The following is a 19,622-nucleotide window of genomic DNA, read 5'->3' on the forward strand; positions in this document are numbered from 1 at the left end:
GCGACGGTGAGCGGCTCCACCGGGGGACCGGACGAGGAGGGGCTGCGCCACGCCGGAGCCCGGCGGTACGCCGCCGACTGGGCCCGGTCGGTGCGGCGGCTGGGGTTCGTGCCGCTGAGCGCGGACGAGACCGAGCGACTGTTGCTGCTGCACACGGTACGGCTGGCCCAGGCGGCCCGGGCCGACGTCTTCACGCCGCAACCGGCCCGGGACGTCGGGCGGTCGCTGGTCGAGGCGCATCTGACCGAACCCCGGGTGCTCGACTGGTCGGTGCACGCGCTCGGCGCCCGGTTCCTCGCCGAGGTTCTGCCCGAGCAGCGGGACGTCCCGGACGCCGTCGACCGGGTCGCCGCGCTGCAGGGCGCGCTCGCCGCCGGGTTCGCCGGGGCGCTGCGCGACCGGACCTTCACCCAGCAGGAACGGATCGCCCGGTCCGCGTGGCAGGCCCGGGACGACGTGGAGCAGGCGCTCCGCGACAGCGAGGCCCGGTTCCGGGCGGTCTTCACCGGCGCGGCGATCGGGATCGGCATCGCCGGCACCGACGGCCAGATCATCGACGTCAACCAGTCCTTCGCGGACATGCTCGGCTACACCCCGGCGGAGCTACGGGAGACCAACGTGGCCGCGTTGTTCCACACCGACGACGCGGCCGGGATGTGGGAGCTGTACCAGGACCTGGTCACCGGCCGGCACGACGCGGTCCGGGTGGAGAAGCGCTACCACCGCAAGGACGGCAGCGTCGTCTGGACCGACCTGGCCGTGTCCCTGATCCGGCACGACGACGGTCGGCCGAGGTTCACCGTGGCGATGATCGAGGACATCACCGACCGGCACGAACTCCAGCAGCGGCTCCGCTTCCAGGCGCTGCACGACCCGCTGACCGGCCTGCCCAACCGGACGCTGTTCTTCGAGACCCTCGGCGGCCTGTTCGCCCAGGCCGCCCCGGAGCACCGGGTGGGGATCTGCTTCCTCGACCTGGACGGCTTCAAGGCGATCAACGACAGCCTCGGGCACGACCTCGGCGACCGGCTGCTGGTGGTGATCGCCCAGCGGCTGGCGAACTGCGTCGCCGAACACGGGCACCTGGTCGCCCGGATGGGCGGGGACGAGTTCGTCATCCTGGTCGACGGCGGCGACGCCGACCGCGCGGTCGGCGTCGCGGAGACCGCCCTGACGGCGGTGGCCGCCCCGGTGCACGTCGCCGGGCAGCAGCTCGCCGTCTCGGCGAGCATCGGCATCGTCGACTGCGCGGTCGGCGAGACCAGCGTGTCGGAGCTGATGAAGGCCGCCGACACCACGCTCTACTGGGCCAAGGCGGAGGGCCGGGGCCGGTGGGCGGTCTACGACCCGGAGCGTGGCGCGCGCGACATCGCGCGATCCGCGCTGGTCGCGAGCCTTCCGGCGGCGCTGGAGCGGGGCGAGTTCGTGGTCCACTACCAACCGATCGTCTCGCTGCTCGACTCGACCATGGTCGCCGTCGAGGCGCTCGTCCGCTGGCAGCACCCGGAACTGGGCCTGCTCGGGCCGGACGCGTTCATCGGCCTGGCCGAGGAGACCGGTCTGATCGTGCAGCTCGGCCGCTGGGTGCTCGGCCGGTCCTGCCGGGACGCCCACGCCTGGCTGACCGGGTATCCCGAGGCCCGACTGGTGGTCAGTGTCAATCTCGCCGCCCGGCAGGCGGAGGATCCGGAGATCGTGGCCACCGTCGCGGAGGCGCTCGCCACCAGCGGCCTCCCCGCCGACCTGCTCCAGCTGGAGCTGACCGAGAGCGCGGTGATGGGCACGGCGGGGGAACCGCTGCGGTCCCTGCACCGCCTCGCCGACCTCGGTGTGCGACTCGCCATCGACGACTTCGGCACCGGGTACTCGAATCTGGCGTACCTGCGGAAACTGCCGATCCACTCGCTGAAGCTGGCCGGGCCGTTCGTGGAGGGGATCCGGGCCGACGGACCGGACTCACCGGCCGGGCACCGGGACGAGCGGATCGTCGACGCGTTGGTGCGGCTGGCGCACGCGGTGGAGCTCTGGGTGACCGCCGAGGCGGTGGAGACGGCGGTGCAGGCCGAACGGCTCCGCGCGCTGCGCTGCGACACCGGGCAGGGGAGGTTCTTCGGCGCACCCGTGCCAGCCGACGAGATCACCGCCCGGCTGCGCGGCGACCGGTGACGTGGTCCACACCGACGGTGCGGCGGCGCGGTCGGCGAGGAGCCGACCCGCCCCGGCCGGTCCGGGCACGTCGACCTCGTCCCCATGACGGAGGCGGGCGCCGGCGGCGCGGAGGCACACCGGCCGGCGGACCGTCCCCGGGTGCGGCGGCGCGGGGCGGTTGTCGGGTACGGCGGATCGCCGTACCGGTGAGAGAGAGGTGACCGACGCCCCGCGCCGCCGCGGTGCCGGGGTTCCGAGTGCCCGGCGGTGGCCCGGGATCGGGCCTGGTCACGAGGTCAAGGATGCGCTTCGTGTCAATGGGCCGGCAAGGCATTTTGGCGGCGGCGGGCCCGGGTCCCGCCCGGCGGGTCCGGGGCGTCGGGGACGACGCGCCGGTGGGACGATGGACGACATGGGCAAGGTGTACCCCGAGATCGACGGACGGCTGCGCGCGTTCATCGAGGCGCAGCCGGTCTTCTTCGTGGCGACCGCCCCCACCTCGGTGGACGGGCACGTCAACGTGTCGCCGAAGGGCATGCGGGGCACCTTCGTGGTCCTCGGCCCGCACCGGGTGGCCTACCTCGACTACCACGGCAGCGGCGCGGAGACCATCGCCCACCTGCGGGACAACGGCCGGATCACGCTGATGTTCTGCGCCTTCGCCGGCCCGCCCAAGGTCGTACGGCTGCACGGGCGGGGCGACACCGTCGCGGTGGACACGTCCGACTTCGCCACCCGGCTCGCCGACTTCCCCGACCCGCCCGACCTGCACGCCGTCCGGGCGGTCGTCACCGTCGAGGTCCACCGGGTCTCCGACTCCTGCGGCTTCTCCGTGCCGGTGATGGAGTACCAGGGCGACCGGGACATGCTGCTCACCAACCACTCCCGCCGGACGACCGAGGACCTGGTGGTGTACCGGGCGACGAAGAACGCCGCGAGCATCGACGGCCTGCCGGTGTTCTGACCGTCCCCCCCCCCGCCCTTCCGGCCGTCGCCCACCGTGGGAGGGCGGGCCGACGAGCCCCCGTCGCACCCGCCGTGCCGGCCCACGATCCGGTGATCGACCGGCGTGCCGGGCAGCGGGCGGAGGCCGGGCCCTCGACCGGCCTCCGGACGAGGTCCGGGTAACCAGCGTCGCGCGGACGGTATGCGTTACGTTGCTGTTCCGCTTGGGTACAAGCCGGGGCACGGGCGGGCGATGGTTCAGGGGCGCGCCGGACGCGGCCGGAGCGGGAGGCAGCATGGGCTCGGCCCAGGGGGGCGTGGACGAGCGCGGCCCATCGACGGGCAGCACCGGTGGGGGAGGACTACCCCCACAGTTGACGGCTGCCGTCGCGGCCGGCGGTGAGATGGGCGCCCGGATCCGCGATCTCGACTGGACCGACAACCCGGTCGGCCCCCCGGAGCAGTGGCCCCCGGCGCTGGTCGACGCGGTCGCCATGATGCTCACCTCCAAGGCCCAGATCGTGATGTTCTGGGGCGACGACCAGCGGGCCTTCTACAACGACGCCTACCTGCCGACCATCGGCACCAAGCACCCGTACGCCCTCGGCCAACCGGCCCGGGTGCACTGGTCCGAGACCTGGCCCGACCTCGGACCGCTGCTGGACGGCGTCCGCCGTACCGGCGAGTCGTACCGGGCCGAGGACCGACTCTTCCTGCTGCGCCGGCACGGCTTCCTGGAAGAGGTCTTCTTCGACGTCTCCTACGACCCGGTCTGGGTCGACGACGGCTCGATCGGCGGGGTGTACTGCATCGTCAACGAGACCACCGGCCGGGTGCTCGGGGAGCGCCGCCTGCGTGCCCTGGCCGACCTCGGCTCCCGCCTCACCGACGTCGAGGACGGGGTCGACCTGGGGCGGGCCACGGCCGCGGTGCTCGACGCACACCACGCGGACGTCCCGCTGGGTCTGCTCTACCTGACCGATGCCACCGCCGGGGTCACCCTGGCCGGGTGCAGCGGCGTCGACCCCGACCGGCTGGTGCCCGCCCAGGCGCTGCCGGAGGCGGTCCGGCGGGTGCTCGCCGGTGCCGACGCCCGGCCGGTCGACGTCGCCGACCTGGTCGACCCGGCGCCGGCCGGCACGGCCACGCGAGCGTTGGCGCTTCCGGTTCTCGCGGCCAACGAGACCGTCGGGGCACTCGTCCTCGGCGTCGCCGAGCGGGTCCCGCTGACCGCCGAGTACCGCACCTTCCTCGATCTCGTCGCGGCGCAGGTGTCCCGGGCGGTGGCCCGGCAGCGGGCGTACGAGCAGGAGCGGGCCCGCGCCGCCGAGCTGGCCGCGCTGGACCGGGCGAAGACGACCTTCTTCGCCAACGTCAGCCACGAGTTCCGTACCCCGCTGACCCTGGTGCTCGGGCCGCTGGAGGACATGCTCGCCGACCCGGACCTGCCGGTCGGCCACACCGAGCGGCTCACCGTGATGCACCGCAACGCGCTGCGCCTGCTCAAGCTGGTCAACACCGTCCTGGACTTCTCCCGGCTGGAGTCCGGCCGGCTCGGCGCCGACTACCGTCCCACCGACCTGGCCGACCACACGGCCCGGCTGACCAGCACCTTCCGCTCCGCCGTCGAGCGGGCCGGGTTGCGGCTGACCGTGGACTGCCCGCCGCTGCCCGCGCCGGTCTTCGTCGACCGGGACATGTGGGAGAAGGTCGTGTTCAACCTGGTCTCCAACGCGGTGAAGTTCACCTTCGACGGGGAGATCCGGGTCCGCGTCCGGGCGGTGTCGGGCGGGGCGCGCCTGGAGGTGACCGACACCGGAGTCGGCATTCCCGGCGACGAGCTGCCGCACGTCTTCGAGCGGTTCCACCGGGTGTCCGGGGCGCGCTCCCGCAGCCACGAGGGGACGGGGATCGGTCTGGCCCTGGTTCGTGAGCTGGTGGGGATGCACGGCGGCGAGGTGGGCGTGACCAGCCGGGCGGGTGCGGGAAGCACCTTCACCGTCACCCTGCCGTTCGGTTCCGCGCACCTGCCGGCCGACCGGGTCGTCGCCGGCCCGTCCCCGCTTCCCGAGTCCACACGCGCCCGGTCGTACGTCTCCGAGGTCGCCTACTGGGCCGCCGAGCCGCCCCCGTCCGGCGGGACCGGCCGGGGCGGGCCGCGGGCGGGCCGGATCCTGGTCGTCGACGACAACGCCGACCTGCGGGAACACGTCACCCGGCTGCTCGCCCCGTCCTGGGAGGTCGTGGCGGTCGCGGACGGCGTCGCCGCCCTGGAGGCGGTCGAGACCACCCGGTTCGACCTGGTGCTGACCGACGTGATGATGCCGGGGCTGGACGGGTTCGGCCTGGTCACCGCGCTGCGGGGGAATCCGCGTACCCGGCACGTGCCGATCGTGCTGCTCTCCGCCCGGGCCGGCTCGGCCGAGGCGGTGGCCGGGCTCTCCGTCGGCGCCGACGACTACCTGACCAAGCCCTTCTCCGGGCAGGAGCTGATCGCCCGGGTCCGGGCGAACGTCGAGCTCGGGCAGTTGCGTGGGCAGACCATCCAACGACTGCGGGCCCTGGCCGACGCGGCGGTGGCGATCAACACCGCCCGCACCACCGCCGAGGTGGTCGCCGTCGCCGCCGGGCACGCGCTCTCCCTGGTCGACGCGGCGCGGGCCGTGGTCACCACCGCCGACGCCCGGTACGAGGCGGACGGGGGCGGCGACTCCTCCGGTGACCCGTCGGTCGTCCTGCCGTTGGCCGGCACCACCGGCGAACCCCTCGGCGAGCTGCGGATCTGGCGTCGGCACGGGACCGGTGCCGACGCCGACCAGGCCGCGCTCACCGAACTGGCCCGGCTGATCGGCGTACGGCTGGAGAACGCCAAGCTGTACGAGGCGGAGCACCGGATCGCCACCACCCTCCAGCACAGCCTGCTGCCCCGCACCCTGCCGCAACTGCCCGGCGCGGTGGTGGCCAGCCGTTACCTGCCCGGCAGCGGTGACGTCGAGGTCGGCGGCGACTGGTACGACGTGATCGAGGTCGACGGCGAACTGGTGCTGGTCATCGGGGACGTGGTGGGCAAGGGCGTGCAGGCCGCCGCGGCCATGGGGCAGCTCCGCAACGCGTTGCGCGCGTACGTGCTGGAGGGCTTCGACCCGGGCGAGTCGCTGACCCGGCTCAACCGGTTGGTCGGCTCCGTCGAGCGGCGCTCGTTCGCGACTGTCGTCTGTCTCTGTTTCAATCCCCGAACCGGGCGGTTGCGGTACGCCAGCGCAGGCCATCCGTCCCCGCTCCTGATCCGAGGAGGCGACGTGGCGTTCCTGCACGACCGCGCCCTGGGCCCGCCGGTCGGCGCCATCCCCGACACGTCGTACCGGACGGAGACGGGGACGTTGGACGCGGGGTGCCGGCTCCTGCTCTACACCGACGGCCTGATCGAGGACCGGCACCTCGGTATCGACGTCGGGTTGGCGCAGCTCAGGTCGGACGTGGCGGGCTTCGGCGGGCACGTCGCCGACCTGGTGGACTCGGTCGTCGAGCGGGTCGTCGAGAGTCCCCGCCGCGACGACGTGGCGGTGCTCGCCCTGGAGGTGGCGGAGCAGGACCGCTTCGCCATGCGGCTGCCCGCCGACCCGGCCCGGTTGAGCGTGCTGCGTAAGCGGGTGGAGGACTTCCTCGTCGCCCACGACGTCGGCGAGACGGACCTGTTCGACCTGACCGTGGCGGTCTCCGAGGCGGCGGCGAACGCGATGGAGCATCCGGTGGCGCCGATCGAGTCGGTGATCGACGTGGAGGTGACCATCGAGGACCGGACGGTCAGCGTCACCGTCCGGGACAGAGGTCAGTGGCGGCAGTCGTCCGGGTCGGCCTTCCGGGGGCGTGGGCTCTCCCTGATCCGCGCGCTCGGGGACCTCTCGGTGAACCGTACCGAGAGCGGCACGGAGGTGATCCTGCGCCGGCGGCTGGCGGACTGACCCGGCGGCCGGGGCGGTGTGCGGGCCGGTCAGCTCCGGTCGAACCAGTCCTGGCCGGCGAGGCCGGATATCTCGAGCACCCGGCGCACCTGGCGGGACGGCAGCACGGCCAGCGTGCCGGGGAACCGTCTGGCGAGCTGGACCACGGCGTAGATGGCGGCGGAGTCGAAGAAGGTGACCGCCCGCAGGTCCAGGGTCAACCGTCGGGCCGGCTCCCGCAGCGCGGTCTGGAGCATGGTGTCGGCCGTCGCCATGTCGACCTCACCGGTGACGACGACCCGGAGGTGATCACCGTCGACCTGCGCGGTGGCAGCGAAGACGGGAGTGCTTCCCCCTTGATCCACGGTGACACGATGGCACAGCGCCCGGGTGCGGGCAACAGCCGCCCGGGGCACGGCCCGCTGCGTGTCGGCTCCCGGTGAGGCGGCGATAGGCTTGCGGGATGACCGTCCGTGCGCCGTTGACCCCAGGCACGCTCTCTCCGTGGCGACCGGTGCCGTCGCACATCCGCCGACCCGAGTACGTGGGCAAGAAGCGCCCCCAGGAGTGGCGCGGCTCGCACGTGCAGACCCCGGAGATAGTCGAGCGGATGCGTGTCGCCGGACGGATCGCCGCGCAGGCGGTGCAGCTCGCCGGTGAGCACTGCAAGCCCGGCGTGACCACCGACGAGATCGACCGGGTGGTCCACGAGTTCCTGGTCGACCAGGACGCCTACCCGTCCACCCTGGGCTACCGGGGCTTCCCCAAGTCCTGCTGCACCAGCCTCAACGAGGTGATCTGCCACGGGATCCCGGACTCGACGGTGCTGCACGACGGCGACATCGTCAACGTCGACGTCACCGCGTACATCGGCGGGGTGCACGGGGACACCAACGCCACCTTCGGCGTCGGCGAGGTCGGCGAGGAGGCCCGGCTGCTGGTCGAGCGGACCCACGAGGCGATGATGCGCGGCATCCGCGCGGTCGCGCCCGGCCGTCAGATCAACGTCATCGGCCGCGTCATCGAGTCGTACGCCAAGCGTTTCGGCTACGGCGTCGTCCGTGACTTCACCGGGCACGGCATCGGGGAGGCCTTCCACAGCGGCCTGTACGTGCCGCACTACGACAGCCCGCGCCCCACCGACGTGATGGAGCCCGGGATGACCTTCACCATCGAGCCGATGATCACCCTCGGCACGCACCTGTACGACATGTGGGACGACGGCTGGACCGTGGTCACCAAGGACCGCAGGTGGACCGCCCAGTTCGAGCACACCGTCGTGGTCACCGAGACCGGGCACGAGATCCTCACCCTGCCGTGACCGACACACCGGCGGCCCTGCGGGAGGGGCACCACGCGGACGTCTCCGGCGGCTGGCTGCGTCCGGCGGTCTTCGGCGCGATGGACGGCCTGGTCACCAACATCGCCCTGATCGCGGGCGTGGGCGGTGGCGGCGTCTCGCCCCGGGCCGTCGTGCTCACCGGCACCGCCGGGCTGGTCGCCGGGGCGATCTCCATGGGGCTCGGCGAGTACACCAGCGTCCGCTCCGCCAACGAGCAGGTCGCCGCCGAGGTCGCCAAGGAACGCCGGGAGCTGGAACGGCACCCCGAGGCGGAGGCCCAGGAGCTGGCCGACGCGTGGGCGGCCCGGGGGCTCCCGTACGACCTGGCACGGGAGGTCGCCGAGGCGATCCGCCGAAACCCGGAGGAGGCGCTGCGGGTGCACGTCCGGGAGGAGTTGGGCGTCGACCCGGACGACCAGCCCAGCCCGTGGACGGCGGCGTTCTCGTCGTTCGTCTTCTTCTCGGTCGGCGCGCTGGTCCCGCTCCTGACCTACCTGGTCGGTTTCACCAGTCTCTGGCTGGCCCTCGCGGTGGGCGGGGCGGGGCTCTTCGTCGCCGGGGCCGTCGTCGCCCGGTTCACCGACCGGCCCTGGTGGACCAGCGGGCTGCGGCAGCTCCTCCTCGGCGCGGCGGCGGCCGTCGCGACGTACCTGATCGGGTCGCTGATCGGCGTACAGGGCGGAATCGGCTGACCCTCCGCCCACGACGTCGTCAACTCCCCGGTCAGCCGTCGAGCAGGTCGTCCACGGTCCCGTCCACCGGCCGTCCCCGGGCGGTCAGCTCGCCGGCCTGCCGCCGCAGCACCGCGCCGACCTCGGTCATGTCCGCCCCGGCGAGGCCGGTACGTCGTACCGCGTCCCCCGCGTCCCGGAAGTACGTCCGGCTGAGCAGCCCGGACACGGTGGCCGCGGCGAGCCGCGCCTCAGCGAGCATGAGCAGCGCCTGGTCGGTCTCGTACCACTCGGCCAGCCGGGCGGCCCGGGCGTGCGCCGCCGAACCCTTGTACCACGCCTGCCGGGCGGCGGCGCTGAACTCGGCCGGCCGGGCCCGGGCCAGCCGGCCCAGGTGCTCGTCGCGGAGCTTGGGCAGCCAGCCGGTCGGGTCGTGCAACGGCCGGGTGGTGACGTACCGGTCGGCGGTCAGCGGCCACCGGGGCGACAGGGTCCGCGCCTCGCGCACGTACTCCGCCGACCCGGTGACGGTCAGCTCCACCAGCACCCCGTCGACCCGACGGCTGGTCGACCGGGGTCCGGAGTCGGGCCGGTAGGTCGCCACCAGCAGGCCCACCTCGCCCGTCCCGCCACCGTCGTCGTCGGCGTGCGCGAGCGGGCCGTGCACCGCCACGGCGAGCACGTCGGCGGGGAACCGGCGGGTCAGCGCCGCGGCCACCCGTTCCGCCACCCGCCACCGGGGGTCGTCGTACGGGTCCACCCGCCCATCACCTCACTGCGTGCGTCGCGGTCCCGGCCCACCCTAGTCGGCGGGGGTGACCCCGCCGGTTCCCGCCGCGCCCGTGGGGACGAGCCGGAAGACACGGATCTCCCGGTCGCCGGCCCGCTGCGCGTACGTGCGGTAGGCCGGCCACTCGGTCTCCAGGAGCCGCCAGAGCCGCTCCCGTTCGGTGCCGGTGGCCAGCTCGGCCCGCACCGGGTTCCGGCGTCCGGCGAGGGTCACCTCGGCGGACGGCTCGGCGAGCAGGTTCAACGCCCAGGCCGGTTGACTCGGCTGTCCCCAGTTCGACCCGACCACCACGTACCCGTCCCCGTCCGGCACGTACAGCAACGGGTTGCTGCGCGGCCGGCCGGAGCGACGGCCGGTGGTGGTGATGACCAGGGACGGGATCAGCCCGAGGGCGACCACCCGGCCCCGGGTGAGCCGTCCGACCAGCCGGTCGGCGGGGACGAGCAGGCGACCGGCCGCGGCGAACCAGCGTCGGTGCCCGAGACGACGGGCGAGGGTTCCCAGTACGGACACGCCGCCCAGTCTGCCGGCCGGCGTCGCCGGTGTCAGCAGGGACACCCGACGCCGGCCGGGCCGGCCGGGTCGGCGGAGACGACCGGGTCCTACCGGGGCGACCGGGGCCAGCGGGACCGCCGGGTCAGGCGGGGCGGCCGGGGAACGGGACGGTCGCCGGCGAGATGCCGGCGGTGCGCCGCCAGCGGGTCGCCCGGAGCGCGCAGTCGGTCAGCGCCGCCAGGGCCAGGGTGCGTTCCGCGTCGGTGGTGGCCGCCAGCGCCGCCCGCCAGTACCCGGCGGTGCGTTCCTCCACCTCGACCGCCAGTCGCAGTGCGCTCGCGGCGTCGGTGACCGGGTAGGGCAGCGCGTAGCCGGCCCGGTCGGCCGGGACGGCACCGGTGCCGGTGCTCAGCCGCAGCACCAGGTCGTCGCGGCGACGCCGGTGCGCGGACTCCGCCTCCCGGGCGGCCCGCCGGGCGGCGTCGGTGAGTCGTACCCCGATCGGCCCGTACGCGAAGATCGCCGCGTACTCGGCGGTCAGCGCGGCGCCGAGCGCCTCCTCGGCGGTCACCGCAGCACCTCCGCGTGCGTGGCGCGTGCCGCCGCGATCGACCCGACCAGGGCGGCCCGGTCGGCCGGGGCCTGCGCGCAGAACGTCGCCGCCTCCGCGCGTCCGCGCTCCTCGGCCGCGCGCAACTCGGCGAGGACGGTGGCGGCGTCCCCGTCGGGCGCGGCGGTCGACGCGACCGGGCTGGGCGAGGGGAGGACCACACCGATCGCCGCGGCCAGCTCGACGGCGTGCGCCTGGTGCGCGTCGGCGATCGGGGTGAGTCGCGCGGTGAGCGCCGGATCGGCGCCGATCGCGGCCCGGTACCGGGCCGCCAGGGCGAGCGCGCCGTCGACCAGGGGCCGGAGCGGGTCGGGTGGTGGCGGAGGGTCGTTCCGGTCGAGGAGTCCGCAGCCAGCCACCGGGACGGTGGCTCCGCCGAGGACCAGGAGGGCACCGGTACGCAGTACCTTTCGCCGGGAATGTCCGGCCGTTCCGTCGCGCTGTGTTGCTCTGCGAATCCCCACCGGACAAGTCAACACCATCCGCTACCGTTCGCGGGCAACGGCGTCGGTGCGCCGCCCGGCCGGTCCGGCCGACGGCGCGTTACGCTCTGCGCAGCCACCGGTGGCGAACCGCGCCGGTGGCGTGTCGCCGTGGCTGCCCGGCCGGGCGCCGTCGAGTCGAGAGGGGTGCGCGAGATGACGCAGCGTGGCCGTGCCACCAGGCCGACGGGGAGACCCCGTCCCACCGGTGCGCCGCGCGGGGATCTCGCCGCCCGCCGGTCCCGGCTGCGGGCCGTGATCGAACCGGTGGTGGTCGCCGCCGGGTACGACCTGGAGGATCTTTCCGTCTCGCGGGCCGGACGCCGGCACGTGGTCCGGGTGATCGTCGACGGTGACCGGGGCGTCAGCCTGGACGCGGTGGCCGACGTCTCCCGGGCGGTCTCCTCGGCGCTGGACGCGGCGGAGGAGGCGAGCGGCGACATCGTCGCGGGGGAGTACCAGCTCGAGGTGAGTTCCCCGGGCGTGGACCGCCCGCTCACCCTGCCCCGCCACTGGCGCCGCAACGTCGGCCGGCTGGTGCGGGTGACGGCCCGGGCCGCCGTGCCGGAACAGCGCGCCGGGCAGCCCGGGGACCGCCAGGTCACCGGACGGGTGCTCGAGGCGGACGGCGAGCGGGTGGTGCTCGACGTGGACGGCGAGCGCGCGGAGTGGACCTATGCCGAACTCGGCCCCGGGCGGGTGCAGGTCGAGTTCAACCGCCTCGACGAGATCGACGAGGCGGAAGAGTTCGACGCCACCGACGAGGCCGGCGACGACATCGACGACGAAGATGATGTGGAGGACGAGGAGAGGTGAACATCGACCTCGCGGCGCTGCGCGCACTGGAGCGCGAGCGGGAGATCCCGTTCGACACGATCCTCGCGGCGATCGAGACCGCGCTGCTGACCGCGTACCGGCACACCGAGGGCGCCCAGTCGCACGCCCGGGTGGAGATCGACCGCAAGACCGGCCAGGCCCTGGTGTACGCCCAGGAGCTGGACCCCGACGGCACCGTGGTCCGGGAGGTCGACGACACTCCGCACGACTTCGGTCGGATCGCCGCGATGACCGCCAAGCAGGTGATCCTCCAGCGGCTGCGGGAGGCCACCGACGAGGTGCACTTCGGCGAGTACGTGGGACGTGACGGTGACCTGGTCACCGGTGTGGTCCAGGCGCACGAGGCCCGCGCCGAGAAGGGCATCATCAGCGTCGACCTGGGCAAGCTGGAGGGCGTTCTGCCCCAGTCCGAGCAGGTGCCCGGTGAGCACCCCCGGCACGGCGAGCGGATCCGCTGCGTGGTGGTGCACGTGGCCAAGGGCATGCGGGGCCCGCAGATCACCCTGTCCCGCTCCCACCCGGCGCTGGTGAAGAAACTCTTCGCCCTGGAGGTGCCGGAGATCGCCGACGGCACCGTCGAGATCAGCGCCATCGCGCGTGAGGCGGGTCACCGTACGAAGATCGCGGTCCGTTCCACCACGCCCGGGGTCAACGCCAAGGGCGCCTGCATCGGACCGATGGGGCAGCGGGTCCGCGCCGTGATGAGCGAACTGCACGGCGAGAAGATCGACATCATCGACTGGTCGGACGATCCGGCGACCTTCGTGGGCAACGCGCTGTCGCCGGCCAAGGCGCTCCGGGTCGAGGTGGTCGACCTGGCCACCCGGACGGCCCGGGTCACCGTGCCCGACTTCCAGCTCTCCCTGGCGATCGGCCGGGAAGGGCAGAACGCCCGGCTTGCTGCCCGTCTGACCGGTTGGCGGATCGACATCCGGTCGGACGCCGAGCAGTCGGCCCCGGCCGGGCGGCGCGGTGCTGATCACGTCCCGGAGCCGGGCGGAGCGATCTCGAGTAGCTAGGGGTAGACTTTCTCAGTGGTACGACGCGCGCAGCCGGAACGCACCTGTGTGGGTTGCCGGAAACGGGCGCCGGCCAGCGAACTCCTGCGGATCGTCGCGGTTGGCGACGAGGCTGGTCACAGCCTCCGACCCGACCCGGCCCGCGGGCTGCCGGGTCGAGGGGCGAACCTGCACCCGGATCCGGCCTGCTTCGCGCAGGCGGTGCGACGCCGCGCCTTCGGGCGGGCGTTGCGTGTCGCCGGGGTTCCCGATCATGGCGAACTGGCGAAGTACGTCGATGCGCCAAGCTCCACGTCCGGTCAGCCCGACCGGACGGGAGTCGCTAGCAAGGTAGGACGACCGACATGAGCACACGATGAAGTCCCTGAAATGACCAGGCTTCAAGTGCAGGAGTGAGGTCGCTGCGGGTGCTGCCCGCACGACCTCGGAGTGAGGAGTGCAGTGGCAGGTAAGGCCCGCGTACACGAGCTGGCTAAGGAGCTCGGGGTCGAGAGTAAGACAGTTCTCGCCAAGCTGAAGGAAATGGGCGAGTTCGTGAAGTCCGCGTCCAGCACCGTCGAGGCGCCTGTCGCCCGACGTCTGCGGGGCGCATTCGTCGCGTCGGCCGAGAGCTCGGCGCCGTCCGCTCCGGCGGCGGCCACCCCGAGCCCGGCCCCGAGGCCCACCCCGACCCCGCCGCCGATCCCCGGCGAGCCCCGGATCTCGGCCAAGCCGATGCCGCCCCGGCGGCCGGCGGTGCCCGGTCCGAAGCCGAAGGGACCGGTCCCCGGCCCGCCGCCCTCGGCGACTCCGGTCGCCAAGCCGGCGAGTGCCCACGACATCGAGGTCGCCGCCGCCGAGGCGCGCGCGGCCCAGCTGAAGGCTGACCAGGAGGCCGCGGTCAAGGCCGCGCAGGCCGCCCGGCAGCAGCAGCGTGACAACGTCCGCCGGGAGCCCCCGACGGACGGCACCAACCGCCCCGGCCCGCGGCCGGGTCCGGGTGCGATTCCGCCCCGCCCGGGTTCGCCGGCCGCCGGTCGTACCGGCACGCCGGCTCCGGGTCGTCCCGGCCCCGGCGGTCGTCCGCCGGCCCGTGGCGCGGGCAACAACCCGTTCGGTATCCAGGGCGGCGGCCAGCCGCGTCCGCCGGCGTCCAGCGCCGGTGGGCCCCGGCCCAGCCCGGCCTCGATGCCGCCGCGGCCGAGTCCGGCCTCCATGCCGCCCCGGCCCAGCCCGGCCTCCATGCCGAGCCAGCGTCCCGGTCGTCCGGGTGGTCCCGGCGCGGGTCGTCCCGGTGGCGGCGCGGGTCGTCCCGGTGGCGGCGGTGGCGGTGGCTTCCGCGGTGGCCCCGGTGGTGGCGGCGGTGGCGGTGGCTTCCGCGGCGGTCCCGGTGGCGGCGGTGGCGGTGGCTTCCGTGGCGGTCCGGGTGGCGGCGGCGGTGCCGGCGCCGGTGCCGGCGGCGGGTTCCGGCCCGGTGGGCCGGCCGGTGGCGGCGGTCGTCCCGGTGGCGGCGGTCGCGGCCGTGGCGGCGGTGCCGCGGGTGCCTTCGGGCGTCCGGGTGGCCGGCCGACCCGTGGCCGCAAGTCCAAGAAGCAGCGCAGACAGGAGTTCGACAACCTGTCGGCTCCGACCATGAGCTCGGGCGCGCCCCGGGGTCAGGGTCAGGTCGTCCGGCTCTCCCGTGGCGCCTCGCTGTCGGACTTCGCCGACAAGATCAACGCCAACCCGGGTTCGCTGGTCCAGGAGATGTTCAACCTGGGCGAGATGGTCACCGCGACCCAGTCCTGCTCCGACGACACCCTGCTGCTGCTGGGTGAGCACCTGGGCTTCAACGTCCAGATCGTCAGCCCGGAGGACGAGGACCGCGAGCTGCTCGCGCAGTTCAACATCGACCTCGACGCCGAGGTGGCGGAGGACCGCCTGGTTAGCCGTCCGCCGGTGGTGACCGTCATGGGTCACGTCGACCACGGTAAGACCAAGCTGCTCGACGCGATCCGCAAGGCGAACGTCGTGGCCGGCGAGGCGGGTGGCATCACCCAGCACATCGGTGCCTACCAGGTCCACGTCCCGCACGAGGGCGAGGACCGGGCGATCACCTTCATCGACACCCCGGGTCACGAGGCGTTCACCGCCATGCGTGCCCGTGGTGCCCAGGTCACCGACATCGTGATCCTGGTGGTCGCGGCCGACGACGGCGTGATGCCGCAGACGATCGAGGCGCTCAACCACGCCAAGGCGGCGGACGTGCCGATCGTGGTCGCGGTCAACAAGGTCGACAAGCCGGAGGCCAACCCGGACAAGGTCCGCCAGCAGCTGACCGAGTACGGCCTGGTCGCCGAGGAGTACGGCGGCGACACGATGTTCGTCAACGTGGCGGCCAAGCCCGGCATCGGCATCGAGGACCTGCTCGAGGCCGTCCTGCTGACCGCCGACGCGTCGCTGTCGCTGACCGCGCCGATCGACGGGCCGGCGCAGGGTGTGGCGATCGAGGCGCACCTCGACAAGGGCCGTGGTGCGGTGGCGACCGTGCTGGTGCAGAAGGGCACCCTGCGGGCGGGCGACTCGATCGTCGCCGGTGGGGCGCACGGCCGGGTCCGGGCGATGCTCGACGAGAACGGCAACCAGGTCGTCGAGGCCGGTCCGGCACGTCCGGTCCTGGTGCTCGGTCTGACCGCGGTGCCGGGTGCGGGTGACACCTTCCTGGCCGCCGAGGACGACCGCACGGTGCGGCAGATCGCCGAGCAGCGGCAGGCACGGCGGCGGGCGGCGTCCTTCGCCAACTCCCGTGGCCGGGCCACCCTCGAGACGCTCATGGAGCAGCTCAAGGAGGGCGAGAAGACCTCGCTCAACCTGGTGCTCAAGGGCGACGTCTCCGGTTCCGTGGAGGCGCTCGAGGACGCGCTGTTCAACCTCGACATCCCGGAGGAGGTCCAGCTTCGGATCATCCACCGGGGCGTGGGCGCGATCACCGAGAGCGACGTCATGCTCGCGAGCGCCTCGTCCGAGGCGGTCACGATCATCGGCTTCAACGTGCGGGCCGCCAACAAGGTCCGCGAGATGGCCGACCGCGAGGGCGTGGAGATCCGGTACTACACCGTCATCTACCAGGCCATCGAGGAGATCGAGGCAGCGCTCAAGGGCCTGCTCAAGCCGGAGTACGAGGAGGTCGAGCTGGGCACCGCGGAGATCCGCGACGTGTTCCGTTCGTCCAAGGTCGGCAACATCTCCGGTTGCATCGTCCGGTCGGGCATCATGCGGCGGAACGCCAAGGCTCGGCTGCTGCGCGACGGCGCGGTCGTGGCGGACAACCTCACGATCAGCTCGCTCAAGCGGTTCAAGGACGACGCGACCGAGGTGCGCGAGGGCTTCGAGTGTGGTCTGACCCTGGGTGGTTACAACAACGTCCAGGTCGGCGACATCATCGAGACCTTCGAGATGCGCGAGAAGGCCCGTAGCTGACGCTCGGGACACCTGATCAAGGGGTTTACGCCGGACCGGCGTAAACCCCTTGATCATGGGGGCCGGTGGGCGGGTATCGTCCGAGGCGATGTTCACCGGAACCGCGGTCTTCGACCTGCTGCTGCCGGGTGATTCCCGGTCGCTCAAGAGCAAGAGATCATACGTACGGCCGATCGTGGCGGCGCTGCGCCGCTTCGAGGTCTCGGCCGCCGAGGTGGGAGCGCTCGACCTGCACGGTCGGGCGGAGATAGCCGTGGCCGTGGTGGCCGCGGAGGCGGCCCACGTCCGCGAGGTGCTCGACTCGTGCGAGCGCCTGGTGGCGGGCCGCCCGGAGGTGGAACTGCTGTCGGTCCGTCGACGCCTGCACGGCGCGGACGACTGACGGCGGACACCGGCGGCCGGGGCCGCCGGTGCTCGGGCGTGACGCGTATGGTCGCGCGGGTAGTGTTCGAACTGTTGGCCGGTCCGGTCACCGGCGGCGTCCGCGCCCCGGTCCGGACCGGGACGTCGATGCCGTGGAGGTGGCGGAGATGACGGATCCGGCCAAGGTACGCCGGCACGCCGAACGGGTGCGTGAACTGGTCGCGTCGGTGGTGCGGAGCCAGATCAAGGATCCCCGCCTCGGCATGATCACCATCACCGACGCCCGGATCACCGCCGACCTGCGTGACGCCACGGTCTTCTACACCGTGCTCGGGGACGCCGCCGAGCAGGCCGGCACCGCCGCGGCGTTGGAGAGCGCCAAGGGCATGCTGCGCAGCACGGTCGGCAAGGCGCTCGGGCTGCGGCACTCGCCGACCCTGACCTTCGTCCTGGACAACGTCCAGGACCACGTCAAGCACATCGACGACCTGCTCGCCCAGGCCCGCAGCGCCGACGCCGAGGTGCAGCGCATCGCCGCCGGGGCGGCGTACGCCGGGGAGGCCCAGCCGTACCGGGTCGACGACGAGTCCGACGAGGAGAACGACGGGTCCGACGAGTCCGACGACGTGTCGTCGGCCGCCCGGGACCGGCGGTGACCGACGATCCGGGCTCCTCGACCGGCGATCTACTGGTCGAGGAGCCGTCGGCGCCGTCCGGACCGGCCGACGCCGACTGGGCCGCCGCCGTCACCGCGGTACGGCGGCTCACCCCGGACTCCCGGGTACTGCTGATCTGCCACGTCAACCCCGACGGGGACGCGCTGGGCAGCATGCTCGGCTTCGGCCTGGGACTGCGCCGGCTCGGACTGCGCGGGGTGCAGGCGACCTTCCCCGGCCCGCCGGAGGTGCCCGAGCCCTTCCGGGACCTGCCCGGCCTCGACCTGCTGGTGCCGGCCGCCGAGGCGTACCCCGACCCGGATCTGGTCCTCTGCTTCGACGCGGCCAGCGAGTCTCGCCTGGGCGACCTGGTCGACCGGCTGGCCGTCGCGGCCCCGGCGGTGGTTCTCGACCACCACGCCTCGAACACCGGTTTCGGTGACGTTCACCTGGTCGATGCGGGGGCAGCGGCGACCTCGGTGGTCGCCGAGGAGCTGCTGACCCGTCTCGACGTGCGGCTCGACGCCGAGATCGCCGAGTGCCTGTACGTCGCGCTGGCCACCGACACCGGCTCGTTCCGCTTCGACGCCACCACGCCGGACGTGCACCGGATGGCGGCCCGGCTGCTCGCCACCGGCATCCGGCCGGGGGAGATCTCCCGTCGGATCTTCGACACCCGCCCCTTCGGCGCGGTCCGTCTCTACGGCGACGTGCTCGGCCGGACCCGGCTGGAACCGTCGGCGGCCGGCGGCCACGGTTTCGTCTGGACCTACGCCACCCTGGCCGACCTGGAGCGGCACGACCAGCGACCGTACGTCCTGGAGCCGTTGATCGACTCGGTGCGGTGCACCGCCGAGGCGGACGTCAGCGGCGTGCTCAAGCAGATCGCCGAGGACGGTTGGGCGGTTTCCCTGCGCAGCAAGGGCGCGGTGGACGTCAGCCGGGTCGCGGTGACCCTGGGCGGCGGCGGGCACCGCTTCGCGGCCGGGTTCACCGGGCAGGGTACGGCGCAGGAGGTGGTGGCCCGGATCCGGGCCGAACTGGACTCGGCGTTGACGCAGGCGAAGGAGCGGGACTGACCGCGAGGAGTGTCGGCCTTTCCGCGCTCCGTGACGGAGGGAGACAATCGCGGCATGGAACAGCCCCACGAGATCGCCGCCGAGGCGCCCCGGGTCTGGGACCGTCCGGTGGTCGTCGTGCCCGTTCTGGCCTGCCTGTCCCTGGTGGGAGGTCAACTGCCCTCCTTCTCGACGTCGGCGAACCTCTACACCATCGGCACCGGCGGGGTGCTGGTCTGGCTCGGGCTGAGCCACCGGGTGCCGCGCCGTCCCGCGCCGGAGCGGTTGCGCTCCGGCGCGATCTGGTGGGTGCTGCCGGTGGTGGTCTTCGGGGTGTTCGAGGGGGCCACCTTCGTCATGGCGGCCGGGGACGACTTCCCCACCTTCTCCCGTCTGGCCGACCCCCTGCTGGAGGACTCGTTGGTCCGGTCGGCGGCCTGGTTCGCCTGGCTGGCGGCGTTCTGGGGGTTGGTGCGGCGATGATGCGGACCCTGGCCATCGGCGGCTTCCTGGTCTCGCTGGTGCTGTTCGCCGTCGTCGAGTGGGCGGCCCGCCGGGAGGGTTCCCGGGTGCCGTCGTTCGGCGACGTCTGCGCGTACGTGATGCAGTACGAGGTCGGCTCGGTGCCGGTCGGGCGGATCGGCCTGTTCGGCTTCTGGTGGTGGATCGGCTGGCACTTCTTCGCCCGCTGATCGTGCCCACGTGGTGGGAAGCACGGGCAACATGTGGAACTTAACGATAACTTGGGTGAGGGCCGGCGCGTTCTGCTGGCGTCGCCCGCTGGTGGTGGTTCCCACCGGACACCGCCTCCCTCCAGGGTCGAACCG

The 19,622-nt window shown here is 73.4% G+C and carries 19 protein-coding genes; 14 read left to right on the forward strand and 5 right to left on the reverse strand.

Annotation, left to right across the window (positions count from 1 at the left end; genetic code table 11):
• Positions 1–6: 6 nt before the first annotated feature.
• The 3 genes from QSK20_RS04565 (at position 7) to QSK20_RS04575 (ending at position 7,055) form a co-directional block, all read left to right on the forward strand.
• Positions 7–2,166: a putative bifunctional diguanylate cyclase/phosphodiesterase gene (locus QSK20_RS04565; protein WP_285787292.1), complete on the forward strand. Its 2,160-nt coding sequence runs from the start codon at positions 7–9 to the stop codon at positions 2,164–2,166.
• 394 nt (positions 2,167–2,560) lie between these two features.
• Positions 2,561–3,112 carry a pyridoxamine 5'-phosphate oxidase family protein gene (locus QSK20_RS04570; protein ID WP_285787293.1) on the forward strand — a complete coding sequence of 184 codons (552 nt, stop codon included), beginning with the start codon at positions 2,561–2,563 and terminating at the stop codon, positions 3,110–3,112.
• 277 nt (positions 3,113–3,389) lie between these two features.
• Positions 3,390–7,055 carry a SpoIIE family protein phosphatase gene (locus QSK20_RS04575; protein ID WP_285787294.1) on the forward strand — a complete coding sequence of 1,222 codons (3,666 nt, stop codon included), beginning with the start codon at positions 3,390–3,392 and terminating at the stop codon, positions 7,053–7,055.
• A gap of 29 nt (positions 7,056–7,084) precedes the next feature.
• Here the strand turns inward: QSK20_RS04575 and QSK20_RS04580 are convergent, their stop codons facing one another.
• Positions 7,085–7,399, reverse strand: a complete 315-nt coding sequence (locus tag QSK20_RS04580; RefSeq protein WP_285787295.1) for an STAS domain-containing protein — start codon at positions 7,397–7,399, stop codon at positions 7,085–7,087.
• 98 nt (positions 7,400–7,497) lie between these two features.
• On the opposite strand from QSK20_RS04580, the gene map reads away from it, so the two are divergent.
• Both map and QSK20_RS04590 read left to right on the forward strand, forming a co-directional pair.
• The gene (gene map, locus QSK20_RS04585) at positions 7,498–8,355 is read left to right on the forward strand and encodes a type I methionyl aminopeptidase (RefSeq protein ID WP_285787296.1); all 858 of its coding nucleotides are present in this window, start codon (positions 7,498–7,500) and stop codon (positions 8,353–8,355) included.
• Positions 8,352–9,068, forward strand: a complete 717-nt coding sequence (locus QSK20_RS04590) for a VIT1/CCC1 transporter family protein (protein WP_285787297.1) — start codon at positions 8,352–8,354, stop codon at positions 9,066–9,068. The genes map and QSK20_RS04590 overlap by 4 nt, the downstream gene beginning before the upstream one ends.
• Positions 9,069–9,099: 31 nt before the next feature.
• On the opposite strand, the gene QSK20_RS04595 is transcribed toward QSK20_RS04590, so the two are convergent.
• The 4 genes from QSK20_RS04595 to QSK20_RS04610 all read right to left on the reverse strand — a co-directional run bounded on the left by QSK20_RS04595 (position 9,100) and on the right by QSK20_RS04610 (position 11,301).
• Positions 9,100–9,807, reverse strand: coding sequence for a nucleotidyltransferase domain-containing protein (locus tag QSK20_RS04595; protein WP_285787298.1), 708 nt, complete (start codon positions 9,805–9,807; stop codon positions 9,100–9,102).
• Between the two features lie 42 nt (positions 9,808–9,849).
• Positions 9,850–10,350, reverse strand: a complete 501-nt coding sequence (locus QSK20_RS04600; protein ID WP_285787299.1) for a nitroreductase/quinone reductase family protein — start codon at positions 10,348–10,350, stop codon at positions 9,850–9,852.
• Positions 10,351–10,474: 124 nt separating this feature from the next.
• Complete coding sequence (locus tag QSK20_RS04605; protein ID WP_285787300.1) at positions 10,475–10,903, reverse strand: ferritin-like domain-containing protein; 429 nt, start codon at positions 10,901–10,903, stop codon at positions 10,475–10,477.
• Positions 10,900–11,301 (reverse strand): hypothetical protein, encoded by a 402-nt coding sequence (locus tag QSK20_RS04610; RefSeq protein WP_502888842.1) that lies wholly within the window; start codon positions 11,299–11,301, stop codon positions 10,900–10,902. Before QSK20_RS04610 ends, QSK20_RS04605 begins: the two co-directional genes overlap by 4 nt.
• A gap of 279 nt (positions 11,302–11,580) precedes the next feature.
• Here QSK20_RS04610 and rimP point away from each other — a divergent pair, with 279 nt between their 5' ends.
• From rimP to QSK20_RS04655, 9 genes are all read left to right on the forward strand, one after another.
• Positions 11,581–12,240: a ribosome maturation factor RimP gene (gene rimP, locus QSK20_RS04615; RefSeq protein WP_285787302.1), complete on the forward strand. Its 660-nt coding sequence runs from the start codon at positions 11,581–11,583 to the stop codon at positions 12,238–12,240.
• A complete protein-coding gene (nusA, locus tag QSK20_RS04620; RefSeq protein WP_088980149.1) occupies positions 12,237–13,280 on the forward strand; it encodes a transcription termination factor NusA in 1,044 nt (347 codons plus the stop codon). Before rimP ends, nusA begins: the two co-directional genes overlap by 4 nt.
• Before the next feature lie 15 nt (positions 13,281–13,295).
• Positions 13,296–13,628: a YlxR family protein gene (locus QSK20_RS04625; RefSeq protein ID WP_285787303.1), complete on the forward strand. Its 333-nt coding sequence runs from the start codon at positions 13,296–13,298 to the stop codon at positions 13,626–13,628.
• Positions 13,629–13,721: 93 nt separating this feature from the next.
• Positions 13,722–16,718 (forward strand): translation initiation factor IF-2, encoded by a 2,997-nt coding sequence (gene infB / locus QSK20_RS04630; RefSeq protein ID WP_285787304.1) that lies wholly within the window; start codon positions 13,722–13,724, stop codon positions 16,716–16,718.
• 88 nt (positions 16,719–16,806) lie between these two features.
• Positions 16,807–17,100: a DUF503 domain-containing protein gene (locus QSK20_RS04635; protein ID WP_088980146.1), complete on the forward strand. Its 294-nt coding sequence runs from the start codon at positions 16,807–16,809 to the stop codon at positions 17,098–17,100.
• Positions 17,101–17,248: 148 nt separating this feature from the next.
• On the forward strand, positions 17,249–17,737 hold the full coding sequence (rbfA, locus tag QSK20_RS04640; RefSeq protein WP_285787305.1) for a 30S ribosome-binding factor RbfA: 489 nt from the start codon (positions 17,249–17,251) through the stop codon (positions 17,735–17,737).
• A gap of 32 nt (positions 17,738–17,769) precedes the next feature.
• Positions 17,770–18,816 carry a DHH family phosphoesterase gene (locus QSK20_RS04645; protein WP_285787658.1) on the forward strand — a complete coding sequence of 349 codons (1,047 nt, stop codon included), beginning with the start codon at positions 17,770–17,772 and terminating at the stop codon, positions 18,814–18,816.
• A gap of 54 nt (positions 18,817–18,870) precedes the next feature.
• The gene (locus QSK20_RS04650; protein ID WP_088980145.1) at positions 18,871–19,278 is read left to right on the forward strand and encodes a hypothetical protein; all 408 of its coding nucleotides are present in this window, start codon (positions 18,871–18,873) and stop codon (positions 19,276–19,278) included.
• Positions 19,278–19,487 carry a DUF6186 family protein gene (locus tag QSK20_RS04655; protein ID WP_172900360.1) on the forward strand — a complete coding sequence of 70 codons (210 nt, stop codon included), beginning with the start codon at positions 19,278–19,280 and terminating at the stop codon, positions 19,485–19,487. The genes QSK20_RS04650 and QSK20_RS04655 overlap by 1 nt, the downstream gene beginning before the upstream one ends.
• Positions 19,488–19,622 lie beyond the last annotated feature (135 nt).

It is taken from the genome of Micromonospora sp. NBRC 101691, assembly GCF_030269285.1.
Lineage (GTDB): Bacteria > Actinomycetota > Actinomycetes > Mycobacteriales > Micromonosporaceae > Micromonospora > Micromonospora echinospora.

Bases quoted from the DNA above. Each gene is read 5' to 3' on its own strand.
- rimP (WP_285787302.1), top strand. From the start codon at position 11,581: ATGACGCAGCGTGGCCGTGCCACCAGGCCGACGGGGAGACCCCGTCCC.
- rbfA (WP_285787305.1), top strand. From the start codon at position 17,249: ATGACGGATCCGGCCAAGGTACGCCGGCACGCCGAACGGGTGCGTGAA.
- QSK20_RS04635 (WP_088980146.1), top strand. From the start codon at position 16,807: ATGTTCACCGGAACCGCGGTCTTCGACCTGCTGCTGCCGGGTGATTCC.
- QSK20_RS04570 (WP_285787293.1), top strand. From the start codon at position 2,561: ATGGGCAAGGTGTACCCCGAGATCGACGGACGGCTGCGCGCGTTCATC.
- map (WP_285787296.1), top strand. From the start codon at position 7,498: ATGACCGTCCGTGCGCCGTTGACCCCAGGCACGCTCTCTCCGTGGCGA.
- QSK20_RS04575 (WP_285787294.1), top strand. From the start codon at position 3,390: ATGGGCTCGGCCCAGGGGGGCGTGGACGAGCGCGGCCCATCGACGGGC.
- QSK20_RS04655 (WP_172900360.1), top strand. From the start codon at position 19,278: ATGCGGACCCTGGCCATCGGCGGCTTCCTGGTCTCGCTGGTGCTGTTC.
- QSK20_RS04650 (WP_088980145.1), top strand. From the start codon at position 18,871: ATGGAACAGCCCCACGAGATCGCCGCCGAGGCGCCCCGGGTCTGGGAC.